The following is a 12,895-nucleotide window of genomic DNA, read 5'->3' as shown; positions in this document are numbered from 1 at the left end:
AAGGCGACGCTGGTGTGTTTCGTCATTGCGAGCGCAGCGAAGCAATCCAGAAATGCTTCCGCGGAAGCAGTCTGGATTGCTTCGTCGCTTCGCTCCTCGCAATGACGGCGGGGAAAGAGTGGGGCTGCATCACGCAGCCTCCTTCAGGCCGAGCCATTGCCGCACGCGGGCGTCGGGATCGGCGTTCTGGGTGACGTCGCTGACCACCGCGATGGAATCCGCGCCCGCGGCAAAGATCTCCGCGGCGTGCTCGAACTTGATGCCGCCGATCGCGACCAGCGGGATGGTGCCGATGCGCTTCTTCCAGTCCGTGATCTTCGGGATGCCCTGCGGCTCGAAGCGCATCGACTTCAGCGTGGTGAAGAAGATCGGGCCGAGCGCGACGTAGTCGGGTTTTGCCGCGAGCGCGGTCTCGAGCTCCGCGTCGTCATGGGTGGAGACGCCGAGCGAGAGGCCGGCCTCGCGGATCGCCTTGAGGTCGGCATCGGCGAGGTCTTCCTGGCCGAGATGCAGGTATTTCGCGCCGGCCACGATCGCCGCGCGCCAATAGTCGTTCACGACCAGCTTGGCCTGGGTACCCTCAGTGATCGCCAGCGCGTCGGTGACGATCTGCAGCGCGTCGGCGTCGTTGAGCTCTTTGGTGCGCAGCTGGATGGTGCCGACGCCAAGCTTGGTCAGGCGTTCGACCCATTTGAGGCTGTCGACGACGGGATAGAAGCGATCAGGATACGGCATGCCAGAACGGGGTCCCAACGACAGGGGTGGAGGGGGAGGCGAAGTCGCGCGAGTTCATCAGCCCGGCCTCGTAGGCGGTGCGGCCGGCCTCGATACCGAGGCGGAAGGCGTTTGCCATCGCGACGGGATCGGCGGCCTTGGCGATGGCGGTGTTGAGCAGTACGGCGTCGTAACCGAGCTCGAGCGCCTGCGCGGCGTGGGAGGGCGCGCCGATGCCGGCGTCGACCACCAGCGTGATGTCGGGCAGGCGCTCGCGCATCAGCTTGAGAGCGTCGCGGTTGGTGATGCCCTTGGCGCTGCCGATGGGCGCGGCCCACGGCATCACCACCTTGCAGCCGGCATCGACCAGGCGGTTGGCGACCGAGAGATCCTCGGTGCAATAGGGGAACACTTCAAAGCCGTCCTTGATCAGGATGGTGGCGGCTTCGACCAGGCCGACGACGTCGGGCTGCAGCGTGTCGTTGTCGGCGATGACTTCGAGCTTGATCCAGCTTGTGCCGAACAGCTCGCGCGCGAGCTTGGCGGTGGTTACGGCCTCGCGCACGGTGCGGCAGCCGGCAGTGTTCGGCAGCACGGTGACGTCGAGCTCGCGGATCAGCTTCCAGAACGCATCGCCCGACTTGCCGCCGGCGGATTCGCGGCGCAGCGACACCGTGACGATGTTCGAGCCTGAGGCGCGGATCGCGTCCTGCATGATGGCGGGCGAGGGATAGAGCGCGCTGCCGATGAGGAGGCGGGAGGCGAAGGTTTTGCCGTAGAAATTGACCATCAGTGTCTCCGCGATTTGCGGTCTGCTCCCTCGCCCCGCCCTTGCGGGGAGAGGGGTGGGGTGAGGGGCTCTTTCCCCGGGAGAGATCGACGTGAGACCTGTACCCCCTCACCCGGATCGCGAAGGGCGATCCGACCTCTCCCCGCAAGCGGGGAGAGGTGAAGAGGGCCGCGCGGCTGGAGTGCGATCATGTCCAATCACCCTCCCTGCCGCGGCGTGATGATCTCGATCTCGTCGCCGGCCTTCAGGCTGGTCTCGGCCCAGCGGCTTTTCGGCACGACGTCGTAGTTCAGCGCGATGGCGAAATGCGTGCCTTCGTAGTCGAGCTCGCTGAGCAGCGCGCCGACGCTCGCGGAAGTCACCTCGCGCTGCTCGCCGTTCACGATCACGCGCATTGCATCACCTCGTTGTCGATCTGGCCGCGCTCGACGTAGTTCAGCGTCAGCTCGGCGAGCGCCGGCGCGATCAGGAAGCCGTGGCGGTAGAGGCCGTTGACGGCGATGGTCTCGCCGCGGATGCCGATGCGCGGCAAATTGTCGGGAAAGGCGGGACGAAGGCCCGAGCCGAATTCGACGATGCGGGCTTCGCCGAAGGCCGGGTGCACGGCATAGGCCGCACCCAGCAGCTCCAGCGCGGAGCGCACGCTGACGCCGGTATCCTCGGCCTCGATCGAGGTCGCGCCCAGCATGAACAGATTGTCCTCGCGCGGGATCACGTAGAGCGGCCAGCGCGGATGGATCAGCCGCACCGGGCGCGACAGCTGCACCTCGCTCGTCTCGATCAGGATCATCTCGCCCTTGACGCCGCGTAAGTCGGGCTGCTCCTCGCGCGCGGACAGGCCGCGGCAGTCGATCACGATGCCTTTGGGATCAAGGTTTGCGAGATCCTTGGCTGTGACGTCGCTGTCGAACTTGATGGTGCCGCCGGCCGCCTTGATGCGCTCGTGCAGCTTCGGCAGCACGCGGCGCGGCTCGACATGGCCCTCGGTCGGGAAGAACAGCGCATCGCGGAAGCGGCCTTCCAGCGACGGCTCGAGCTCGGCAAGGCCTGCGGCATCCAGCCGGCGGTGGCCTTCGGTCATGCGTGAAAAACGCTCGAAATCGTTGCGCTCGCGGGGATGGGCGACGACGAGGGAACCGTTGAAGGGGGTGTCGGGCAGCTCGCGCCGCCAGATGTCGAGGGAGCGGAGGCCCAGCCTGGAGATGATGGGTTCGGCGACCTCGGCCTCGCAATAGGGCGCCAGCATGCCGCCCGCCCAATGGCTGGTGGAATCGGCCATGGCGGCGTCACCGCGCTCGTGTAGCGTGACGGTGTGGCCGGCCTGCGCGAACAACAACGCCTGCCAGGCGCCTGCAATGCCTGCGCCGATGATGGATACCGGTGAATCCGGACGCTTGGTCGTGTGCAACATCCCTGTCCCTTCGCCGGCATGACCCGGATCAGGTTCAAAGGGTCACCGCGGTCCTGGGCGGTATTGCCCATTTAGCGGTATCTCAGCTCCTCCTCGGAGCACCCCTCGGAACGGCTCTAATGTAGGACAGCGGGGCGGCGTGGTCAACGCGCCAGGCGGGAACCTGCCCCGGACGCAGCGCATCGCGCAGTGGTGCGCTGCTGAGCCGGGGCCCATTTGCGTGGCTGGCGTGGGTCCCGGTTCAGCGCAGCGGCGCCGTAAGCGCGTTCACGCGCGTCTTCAACGCGCTATGGCGCCGCATTGCGCCCGGGACACGGGGAGCTACTGCGCAGCCTGCGCCCGCGCATTGCGCACGCGCTGCGCCAGCTTCTTGTGCGGCACCGTGCCGAACATCGGCGGCGGGTTGCCGTTGGGCTCGAGCCAGGCGTCGTTGCTGGCCTGCTGCACCGTCTCCTGGCGCTGGCGCTTTGCAGCGTAGTAATAGCCGCCCGCGAAATAACGCACAGCTCGGGCGTGGTCGCCATTGGCGGCGCGATAGGCGCCGGCGAGGTACTTCACGGCATAGGTGAGGTTGGTGTTGGGATCGCGCAGGCCTGCGGCATCGCCGGTGTAGCCGACGCCGCGCGCGGTCGCGAGCTTGATCTGCATCAGGCCGATGGTGCCGCCATGGCCGACGAGGCCGGGCTGGTAGCGGCTTTCGCGCATGATGACGCGATGCACCAGCGCCTCCGGCACGCCGTTGGCGCGGGCGTGCATCGCGACCATCTCGGCATAGTCCGCCTCGCCCGCGAATGCGGCCTGCGGAACGAAGAGTGCGGCCGCGAGCAGCGCGGCAATGGATAAAATTTTCATGGGATATTCCTGAGGTCCTAGAAAAGTGACCTGCACCCGGCTGCCGTTAGGCCCGGCGAAGGCGGCGATGATGTGACCAAACGCCGCCGTTAACGTTTTTGCGGTGCCGAGCCGCTGTTACGACTCAATGCTGGCGTAGTCAGGCTGCCGGGGCGAACGACCCCCGCTCGCGACAGCACGCCTGTCTATTCGCGCCGGCCTGCGAAAGCGAGTATGTAAGCGCTGCAAATCGGGAGAGGTGCCATGACAAAAGCCAGCCTCGTCAGTGCGCACACCGGCGACATCCCCAGACATAACCCCTGTGCCCAATGCGGCACGCCGATCCCCCATCCCGACTGGATCGAGCCGGGCGAGGGGCGCATCTCCTATCTCTGGAATTGCCGCGCCTGCAACTATCGCTTCGAGGCTGTGGCGATCTTCGAGGAGCCCGCGGCCGTCACGTATCCGCCGCTCGCAGCTTAAGCCGCCAGCCGCGGCTGCTGCCACACCGGCAATTGCATCCGCACGATCAGGCCATGCGGCGCGCGGTCGTGCAGCGAGAGTTCGCCGCCGTGGGCGACCGCGATCGCGCGCGCGATCGACAGGCCGAGGCCAAAGCCGGTGGAGTCGTCCATGGTGCGTGCGTCGTCGCCGCGCACGAACGGCTCCAGCATCTCCTGCTTGCGCGCATCCGAAATGCCGGGACCGTCGTCCTCGACGTCGATGACGAATTTTGTGCTCGATGCGTCGAGGCGGATCGTCACCTCGGCGCCGAACCGCACCGCGTTCTCGACGAGGTTGGTGACGCCGCGGTGCAGGTCGTCGGGCCGCGCGGCGGCGGTCGCCGATATCGGCCCCTCATAGTGCACGACATGGCCCATGTCGCCGAACTGGTCGGCGATGAGCTGCAGCGTGCTGGCGATGTCGACCAGGGTCACCGCCTCGATCTTGCGGTCGTTGCGCAGGAGCGACAGCACGCTTTCCAGCATCGAGCGCATCTGGTCGAGGTCGATCAGCATGCGCTTGCGGTTGGTCTCGTCCTCGATGAACTCGGCGCGCAGGCGCAGCCGCGTGATCGGCGTGCGCAGATCGTGGCTGATCGCCGCCAGCATCCGCGTGCGGTCCGACATCAGCCGCGCGATGCGCTCATGCATGCGGTTGAGCGCGCGCGCCACCGAGCGGATCTCTTCCGGACCGCGCTCGGGCAGCGGGTCGGCGCCGCCGTCCAGGCTGAAATTCTCGGCGGCCCTTGCGAAGGACGACAGCGGCGCGGCCAGCGCGCGCGCCGCCCACAGGCCGAGCACGGTGATGCAGATGAAAGCCGTCATCAGCGTCACCAGCCACGGCGCGCCCCAGAACCACGGTCGCGGGCCGCCGCCCTCGACGCGGCCGGCGATCATGCTGCCGTCGGGGAGTTCGATGCCGACGCGGTGCGCGGGGCCGCCTCCGGGCAGCTGCACCACCTTGTAGCCGCGGCCGAGATGACGGCGCATGCCGCGCAGATGGGGGTTGTCGCTGTCCTCGACGATTCCGGCAGCGCCGGGCGCGAGCATCTCGATGCCGAGCTTGGGAAAGGCGCGCGTGAGATCGGCAACGAGGCGCGGGCGATCGCCGGCGTCAGCCGCGCCGAGCAGCAGCGCGGCATCGGTCAGCTGATGCGCGCCGTCCGGCGGCGTGTCCGGACGGTCGGGCCGGCTGATCAGGAAGGCGGTGGTGACGACGAGATGCAGCGCGACGGTCGAGGCCAGCACCAGCGCGGCGATCTGCCCGCCGATACCCCTGAGATGGAAGAACCCGAACGGCTTCATCGTCGGCGTCCCCCTCAGCTGCTCAGGGACGCCGCGACCGCTTCAGTGCCTGCCGGTTCAGTCCTCGGCGTGAACAGATAGCCGCCGGAGCGCACCGTCTTGATGATGGTGGGATCGGCCGGGTTGGGCTCGATCTTGCGGCGGATGCGGCTGACCAGCACGTCGATGGAACGTTCGAACGAGCCGGTGTTGCGGCCTTGCGTAAGGTCGAGCAGGCTGTCGCGCGACAGCACGCGGCCGGGCCGCTCGCAGAAGGTGCGGAGCAGGTCGAACTCGGCGCTGGTGACGGCGACGCGCGCGCCTTCGGGATTGCGCAGCTCGCGCAGGCGCAGGTCGATGCGCCAGCCCTCGAAGGCCAGCGTGCTTGCGCCCTCGATCGAGCTCGCCGCTTGCGCGGCGGCCTGGCGGCGCAGCACCGCGTTGATGCGGGCGAGCAGCTCGCGTGGGTTGAACGGCTTCGGCAGGTAATCGTCCGCGCCCATCTCGAGGCCGACGATCCGGTCGATGTCCTCGCCGCGCGCGGTCAGCATGATGATCGGCGTCTGCGACTCCGAGCGCACCTTGCGGCACAGGCTCAGGCCGTCCTCGCCCGGCAGCATGACGTCGAGAATGATGAGGTCCACGCGATGATCGGCCATGGCGCGCGACATCTCGCGGCCATCGCTCACGGCGGTGACGTTGCAGGCGTTGTTGCGCAGGTACTTCGCAATCAACGTCCGGGTTTCGCGGTCGTCCTCGACGACCAGGATGTTGGGATTGGGAATGGCCATGCGCTTTGTTTGTCCAAGATTCGGGCCAAATGGCGAAGATTTTTGTTTCAGATTGTTTCCGCTGGCCGGTCCGCAACATGGGGACACCACCGGGCAGGAAAGCGGCAAGGTCTCGTTAAGGCCGTTAACCATACCGTGGCGCCGTCGCGTAAGAAACCCCGCAAAACCCACGGAGTCATGATGACCTCGATTTCGGCGGCCTCCGCCGGCAGCTACCAGTCGCCGCTGCAGCGGCTGCAGCAGGAATTGCAATCGGAAGTTTCCGCCGGCACGATCTCGTCGTCGGACCAGTCCGCGCTCTCGACGGCGCTGACCGACATCGACACCGCGCTCCAGCAGAGCCGGTCGAGCGACCAGTCCAGCGGCACGCGTCCCTCCAAGGACGAGATGCAGTCGAAGATCGACGATCTCATCTCGAACGAAGTGTCGAACGGGACGCTGACCTCCGATCAGGCCGACGAGTTGAAGAACGTCTTCCAGTCCGCCTTCGCGAACGGTCCCGGCGGTGCGGGCGGTCCAGGTGGTGCCGGCGGACCTCCGCCCGGCCCGCCGCCGGACGACAGCTCTTCGGATTCATCCTCCACGGATCAGACCAGCAGCAGCTCGACGGACCAGACCACGGCCGAGATCCTGCAGCAGTTTCTCCAGGCGCTGCAGCAGTCGCAATCGTCGAGCGCGTCCTACGGCGCCAACGGCGGCTCGTCGAGCGGCTCGAATTTTTCTGCGCTGCTGATCGACTTCAAGAGCTGACTTTCAGAGCTGACCTGCGCGACGCAAGGTCGGCGCGTCCCCGCCGCGCTCATGCATCACCCAGGGCGCATGAACGTCGGCGGGGAACCGTGCGCCGCAAAATGTTCCTGAGTGACGCAGGAACAAGCGTCGCGTTTCGCACTCGCGCATGGCGCGACGAAATTGCCGCGCGCAAAGGAACTGCGCGTGTTCAGCGCTGTTTTCCCCGCACAAGTTTTCTGTGAAGGAGAGGACAACAAATGCTGATGAAATCGATCGCCGCCGGCCTTGCCGGCACCGCCCTGCTTGCGACCGTTGCGTTCGCCCAAGCGCCGACCGCCACCACCGATAAGGCTGCGCCTGCGGCCACCACTACGACCACGTCGGCCACCGGCCAATGGCGTACGTCGAAGATGTCGGGCGTGAAGGTTTATAACGATGCCAACGAGAACATCGGCTCGATCAGCGATCTGCTGATGGACAAGAGCGGCGCCGTCAAGATCGCCGTGATCGGTGTCGGCGGCTTCCTCGGCATGGGCGAGCATCTGGTCGCCGTGCCCTACGAGAAGCTGAAGTTCGTCAACGAGGCCGTGGCCTATACCGGCACCGGCGCGAAGCCCGCCACGACCACCACGGGCGCTGCGACCGGCACCACCGAGACCAAGCCCGCGGCGACGACCACGACGGCGTCCTCCACCTCGAAGTGGTATCCGGACCACGCCGTGTTCAATGCGAGCAAGGAAGAGCTGAAGAACATGCCCGAGTTCAAGTACTCGGAGTAATGCGGCCCGACTGACGGCTCAAACGCAGTGCGCCCGGCTTTCACCGGGCGCGCTGTCGTGTCTTTTCACTGCGCATGCCGTCATGCCCGGGCTTGTCCCGGGCATCCACGTTCTGCGTGCGGCTGAGAAGGGCGTGGATGGCCGGGACAAGCCCGGCCATGACGTTGCGGAAGCTGAGGCGCCGCTATCAAGGCAGAAGCAAACGCTCAGTGCGTGACCAGCGGGCAGCCGCCCTTGTCGAGCGGGCGGAAGGCCTCGTCGCCGGGGACCGTGGCGATCAGCTTGTAGAGGTCCCACTCGCCCTTGGACTCCTCGGGCTTCTTCACCTCGAACAGATACATGTCGTGGACCATGCGGCCGTCGATGCGGATCTTGCCGTTCCTGGCGAAGAAGTCGTTCACCGGCGTCTTGCGCATCTGCTCCATCACCTTCGGCGCTTCGTCGGTCTTGATGGCGTCGATCGCCTTCAGATAGTGCATGGTCGCCGAATAGAGGCCCGCCTGGATCATGGTCGGCATGTGGCCGACCTTCTCGTTGAAGCGCTTGGAGAAGGCGCGGGTCTCGTCGTTCATGTCCCAGTAGAAGGCGTCGGTGACGATCAGGCCCTGCGTCGCCTTGATGCCGAGCGAGTGCGTGTCGGTGATCTCCTGCAGCAGCGCGATCATCTTCTGGCCGCCCTGGGTCAGGCCGAACTCGGCCGCCTGCTTCAGCGCATTGGTGGTGTCGCCGCCGGCGTTCGCCAGCGCGACCACCTTGGCCTTGGAGGCCTGGGCCTGCAGCAGGAACGAGGAGAAGTCCGACGAGTTGAGGGGATGGCGGACCTCGCCGAGCACCTTGCCGCCGCTCTCCTTGACCACGTTGGCGGCGTCGCGCTGCAGCGCCATGCCGAAGGCGTAGTCGGCGGTGACGAAGAACCAGGTGTCCTCGCCGCGCTTCACCATCGCCTTGCCGGCGACGTTCGACAGCGCATAGGTGTCGTAGGTCCAGTGCACGGTGTTGGGCGAGCAGGCAACGCCCGTGATGTCGGACGAGCCGCCGCCGGAATTGATGTTGATCTTGTTCTTCTCGCGCGTCAGCGCCGAGATCGGCAGCGCCACCGAGGAGGTCGGAACGTCGAAGATCGCGTCGACCTTGTCGTTGTCGTACCAGTTGCGGGCGATGTTGACGCCGACGTCGGGCTTGTTCTGGTGATCCGCGGCGACCACCTGCACGGGCTTGCCGGCAACCTTGGCGCCATAATCGGCGACCGCCATCTCGACCGCGGCGAGCGAGCCCTTGCCGGTCGCGTCCGCATAGAGGCTCGACATGTCCGTGAGCACGCCGATCTTGACCACGTCGTCGGAGATTTGCGCCTGCGCCGCGCCTGACGTGGCGGCAAGCGCGAGACCGGCCGCGACGGCGGCGATGAGTTTTTGCATGGTTGTTCTCCCTCAGCGTTGTTGTTTGGGCTTTGTTTGCGGGGACCCTTGTAGCGACAAACCGTCGCAGCCGTAAGGGCGAGGCAGCGCAAGGAGGGTTGAGAATAAGTAGGGGGTGGGCGGTGTTCCGAACCCTCTTCCCCTGCGGGTGAGGGGTCTCTCTCCGTGTGCGCCCATCTTGCAGTCGAAGCTGCGGAGGCAACCCCTCATCCGGCGCTTCGCGCCACCTTCTCCCGCAAGGGGAGAAGGAAGAAAGTATTACCCGCCGCCCTTGAGGCGCTCGTTGCGCCGGCGCAGGCCTTCCATGGTCGCGAGGAGGATGACCGACACCGTCGTCAGGATCACCGCGGCTGCCGTAATGGTCGGGCTGATGTTCTCGCGGATGCCGCTGAACATCTCGCGCGGCAGGGTGCGCTGCTCGGGGCCCGCCATGAACAGCACGATCACCACTTCGTCGAAGCTGGTCGCGAAGGCGAACAGGGCGCCCGAGGCGAGGCCGGGCAGGATCAGCGGCAGGATCACGCGGCGGAATGCCTGAAGCGGCGAGGCGCCGAGCGAAGCGGCGGCGCGGGCGAGGTTCGTGTCGAAGCTCTGCAGCGTCGCGCCGACCGTGATCACCACAAAGGGCGTCGCCAGCGCGGTGTGGGCGAGGATCAGGCCGAGATAGCTGCCGGTCAGCCCGATCGGCGCGAAGAAGAAGTAGAGGCCGACCGCGGTGATGACGCCGGGCACAACGACCGGCGACAGCACGAAGGCCAGCACCAGCGGCTTGAAGCGGCTCTTCCATTGCGCGAGGCCCAGCGCGGCCAGCGTGCCGAGCGCCATGGATAGCAAGGTCGAGGCGACGCCGATGATCAGGCTGTTCTTCAGCGAATTCATCCAGCGCGGCGAGTTGATGAAGTCGTCGTACCAGCGAAGGGAGAAGCCGGGCAGGGGATAGGTCAGATACGAGCCCGAGCTGAACGACAGTGGCATGATCGCAAGGATCGGCGCGATCAGGAACACGAACACCAGCGTGGAGACGACGATGGTCGCGGTCCACGCGATGCGCTGGCTCGGTGTGCGGAGGGCGGAATTGTCGCTCAATTCTTCATCCCTCCCGTGACCTGCTGTCCCTGCACCAGCTTGCCGTAGACGAGTGCGAGCAGGAGCGTGGCGAGCAGCAGCACCGCACCGAGCGCCGACGCGAGGCCCCAATTGGCCGTCTCGGTGGTGTAGAGCGCGATGAAGTAGCTGATCATCTGGTCGGCGGCGCCGCCGACCAGTGCGGGCGTGATGTAGTAGCCGAGCGCCAGGATGAAGACGAGCAGGCTGCCTGCGCCGATCCCGGGCAGCGTCTGCGGCAGATAGATCCGCAAGAAGGCGGTGAGGGGCGGCGCACCGAGCGAAGCGGCGGCGCGCATGTAAGCGGGCGAGATCGCCTTCATGCTGCTGTAGAGCGGCAGGATCATGAACGGCAGCAGCACGTGGGTCATGGCCACGCAGACGCCGAAGCGGTTGTAGATCAGGCGCAGCGGCTCGTCGATGATGCCGAGCCAGTGCAGGCTGTCGTTCACGACGCCCTTGCTCTGCAGCAGCACGATCCAGGCGCAGGTGCGGACCAGCAGCGACGTCCAGAACGGCAGCAGGACGAAGATCATCAGGAGGTTCGACCGGCCGGGCGGCAGCGTCGCCAGGAGGTAGGCGACGGGGAAGCCGAGGATCAGGCAGAGCGCCGTGACACCGAGGCTGATAAGAAAGGTGCGGGCGAAGATGTCGCGATAGATGGCCTGATCCGGCGCGGCCGCTGTGATCGCGCCGTCCGCGTTTCGCGTCAGGTCGAGCGCGGCCAGCAGATAGAAGCCGGTGATGGGGCCGCCGGCATCCCTGATCGTCCTCCAGGTGGCGCGCTCGCGCCAGGCCGGGTTGATCCTGATGAGCGTCTCCTTCGCCGTGCCCGCTTCCGGCACGGCCTTCAGATTGCGTGCGGTGCTGGTGAGGATCGTGCGAAAGCCGTTGAGGGCGTAGTTGAGCCGCTTGGCCGCAATCGCGATGGTGCCGGCGGCGCGCGCCGCCTGGATGTCGCTAGCCAGCGCCGCATAGGCTTTTTCATCCGGCAGGTCCTTGCCGTCCCAGTCGGCGAGGGCGGCGATCGTCTGCGGCAGCACCTGACGCACTTCCCGGTCATCGACCGCGCGCCACAACATGCCGGCGATAGGGCCGGCGAACGTGAACAGCAGGAAGACGAGCAGTGGCAGCACCAGCGCCAAGGCCTTGAACTGGCGCGCACGCTCCGCCTCTTTCAGGCGGCGCTTGAGCGGGACTTCGGTCTCGGTCAGGGACGCGGCGGTCATGGGGCGAGCCTCTTTGACGAGAGGCCTGAGCAAGCGCCTCGTCCTTCGAGACGACCGCTTCGCGGTCTCCTCAGGATGAGGCTGATCGATATCGGTGCCAATGGAGATATAGCCACAAACTCAGACCTCATCCTGAGGAGCCCGCCGCAGGCGGGCGTCTCGAAGGATGCACTGCGGGCGAGGTATACACCGCGTTCTTCCTCAAGCCCGCCCCGCACGCCGGTGCTGCCGCGCGCTACTTCGCCGCCCATTTGTTGAAGCGCTCGGTCAGGCGGTCGATGTTCTCGAGCCAGAAGCCGACATTGATCTCTACCGCGTTCTTGATGTTGTCGGGCGCCGTCGGCAGGTCCTTCAGGACGGCGGGCGCGAGCTTGCCGGCGGCGTCCTTGTTCGAGGTGCCGTAGGAAATGTTCTCCGACAGTTTCGACTGGTTCTCCGCCTTGCCGGCAAAGTCGAGGAATTTGTAGGCGGCATCCTTGTTCGGGCTGCCCTTCAGGATGACCCAACTGTCGAGGGTGAACAGCGCGCCGTCCCACACCATGCCGAAGTTCTTCTTGTCGTTCTTGTTCGCGGTGTCGATGCGGCCGTTGTAGACGGAGGTCATCGCCACCTCGCCCGAGGCGAGCAATTGCGGCGGCTGGGCGCCGGCCTTCCACCAGACGATGTCGCCCTTGATGGTGTCCAGTTTCTTGAACGCGCGATCGACGCCTTCGTCGGTCGCCAGCACCTTGTAGACCTCGTTCGGTGCGACGCCGTCGGCCATCAGCGCGATCTCCAGCGTGGTTTTCGGGCCCTGACGCAGGGCACGCTTGCCGGGAATCTTCTTGGTGTCGAAGAAGTCGGCCCAGCCCTTGGGCGCCTCCTTCAGCTTGTCCTTGTCGTAGCCGAGCACGAAGTCATAGAGGATGGCGCCGACGCCGCACGGATTGACTGACGGCGGGATGTAGGCGGCCTCGCCGCCGATCTTGGTATAATCCATCTTCTCGAACAGGCCTTCCTCGCAGCCGACCGCGAGTTCGTCGCTCTCGACCTGAACGACGTCCCAGGTGGCGGCACCGCCCTGCACCTTGGCGCGCAGCACGCCGACGCCGCCGTCCCAGGACTCGTCGTTCATCGCGACGCCCGACGCTTTCTTGAACGGCTCGAAATAGACCTTCTTCTGGGCGTCCTGATAGGCGCCGCCCCACGACACGACGGTGAGGTCGCGCGCCTGTGCGACCGTGACGAGCGCAGCGCTGGCCGTGAGCGCCGCGGCGAAACCCAGAGCAATGTTGCCAGTCTTGCGCTTCAGCATGGTCGTGGTTCCTTT

General features: G+C 66.3%; 14 protein-coding genes and 1 riboswitch. Of the genes, 3 read left to right on the top strand and 11 right to left on the bottom strand.

The features are described 5' to 3' along the window. Positions 1-129: 129 nt before the first annotated feature. From A7X65_RS23700 to A7X65_RS23680, 5 genes are all read right to left on the bottom strand, one after another. Complete coding sequence (locus A7X65_RS23700; protein ID WP_063689464.1) at positions 130-735, bottom strand: thiamine phosphate synthase; 606 nt, start codon at positions 733-735, stop codon at positions 130-132. After that, the gene (locus tag A7X65_RS23695; RefSeq protein ID WP_063689461.1) at positions 722-1,504 is read right to left on the bottom strand and encodes a thiazole synthase; all 783 of its coding nucleotides are present in this window, start codon (positions 1,502-1,504) and stop codon (positions 722-724) included. Before A7X65_RS23695 ends, A7X65_RS23700 begins: the two co-directional genes overlap by 14 nt. Before the next feature lie 197 nt (positions 1,505-1,701). Beyond that, on the bottom strand, positions 1,702-1,899 hold the full coding sequence (gene thiS / locus A7X65_RS23690; protein WP_063689458.1) for a sulfur carrier protein ThiS: 198 nt from the start codon (positions 1,897-1,899) through the stop codon (positions 1,702-1,704). Continuing rightward, on the bottom strand, positions 1,890-2,915 hold the full coding sequence (locus A7X65_RS23685; protein ID WP_063689456.1) for an FAD-dependent oxidoreductase: 1,026 nt from the start codon (positions 2,913-2,915) through the stop codon (positions 1,890-1,892). The genes thiS and A7X65_RS23685 overlap by 10 nt, the downstream gene beginning before the upstream one ends. Then, positions 2,903-3,031: riboswitch (TPP riboswitch) on the bottom strand. It overlaps the preceding gene by 13 nt. 205 nt (positions 3,032-3,236) lie before the next feature. Beyond that, positions 3,237-3,767 carry a lytic transglycosylase domain-containing protein gene (locus tag A7X65_RS23680; RefSeq protein WP_063689453.1) on the bottom strand — a complete coding sequence of 177 codons (531 nt, stop codon included), beginning with the start codon at positions 3,765-3,767 and terminating at the stop codon, positions 3,237-3,239. Between the two features lie 243 nt (positions 3,768-4,010). Between A7X65_RS23680 and A7X65_RS23675 the strand changes: the two genes are divergently transcribed. Beyond that, the gene (locus tag A7X65_RS23675; RefSeq protein ID WP_063689450.1) at positions 4,011-4,229 is read left to right on the top strand and encodes a hypothetical protein; all 219 of its coding nucleotides are present in this window, start codon (positions 4,011-4,013) and stop codon (positions 4,227-4,229) included. On the opposite strand, the gene A7X65_RS23670 is transcribed toward A7X65_RS23675, so the two are convergent. Continuing rightward, positions 4,226-5,554 carry an ATP-binding protein gene (locus A7X65_RS23670; protein WP_063689447.1) on the bottom strand — a complete coding sequence of 443 codons (1,329 nt, stop codon included), beginning with the start codon at positions 5,552-5,554 and terminating at the stop codon, positions 4,226-4,228. The two genes, A7X65_RS23675 and A7X65_RS23670, sit on opposite strands and share 4 nt — an antisense overlap. A gap of 14 nt (positions 5,555-5,568) precedes the next feature. Then, complete coding sequence (locus tag A7X65_RS23665) at positions 5,569-6,324, bottom strand: response regulator (protein WP_063689444.1); 756 nt, start codon at positions 6,322-6,324, stop codon at positions 5,569-5,571. A 180-nt stretch (positions 6,325-6,504) separates the two neighbouring features. Between A7X65_RS23665 and A7X65_RS23660 the strand changes: the two genes are divergently transcribed. Together A7X65_RS23660 and A7X65_RS23655 are read left to right on the top strand one after the other, a co-directional pair. Next, entirely contained in the window at positions 6,505-7,074 is a 570-nt protein-coding gene (locus A7X65_RS23660; protein WP_063690752.1) for a hypothetical protein, read from the top strand. 239 nt (positions 7,075-7,313) lie between these two features. Next, on the top strand, positions 7,314-7,835 hold the full coding sequence (locus A7X65_RS23655) for a PRC-barrel domain-containing protein (RefSeq protein ID WP_063689441.1): 522 nt from the start codon (positions 7,314-7,316) through the stop codon (positions 7,833-7,835). A 206-nt stretch (positions 7,836-8,041) separates the two neighbouring features. On the opposite strand, the gene A7X65_RS23650 is transcribed toward A7X65_RS23655, so the two are convergent. From A7X65_RS23650 to A7X65_RS23635, 4 genes are all read right to left on the bottom strand, one after another. Continuing rightward, the gene (locus tag A7X65_RS23650) at positions 8,042-9,253 is read right to left on the bottom strand and encodes an ABC transporter substrate-binding protein (RefSeq protein ID WP_063689438.1); all 1,212 of its coding nucleotides are present in this window, start codon (positions 9,251-9,253) and stop codon (positions 8,042-8,044) included. Positions 9,254-9,511: 258 nt separating this feature from the next. Beyond that, entirely contained in the window at positions 9,512-10,339 is an 828-nt protein-coding gene (locus A7X65_RS23645; protein WP_063689434.1) for an ABC transporter permease, read from the bottom strand. Beyond that, positions 10,336-11,586, bottom strand: a complete 1,251-nt coding sequence (locus tag A7X65_RS23640; RefSeq protein ID WP_063689432.1) for an ABC transporter permease — start codon at positions 11,584-11,586, stop codon at positions 10,336-10,338. The genes A7X65_RS23645 and A7X65_RS23640 overlap by 4 nt, the downstream gene beginning before the upstream one ends. Before the next feature lie 235 nt (positions 11,587-11,821). Beyond that, positions 11,822-12,880, bottom strand: a complete 1,059-nt coding sequence (locus tag A7X65_RS23635) for an ABC transporter substrate-binding protein (RefSeq protein WP_063690751.1) — start codon at positions 12,878-12,880, stop codon at positions 11,822-11,824. Positions 12,881-12,895 lie beyond the last annotated feature (15 nt).

Source organism: Bradyrhizobium stylosanthis, assembly GCF_001641335.1.
Lineage (GTDB): Bacteria > Pseudomonadota > Alphaproteobacteria > Rhizobiales > Xanthobacteraceae > Bradyrhizobium > Bradyrhizobium stylosanthis.
This window is presented reverse-complemented; position numbering and strand designations above follow the sequence as displayed.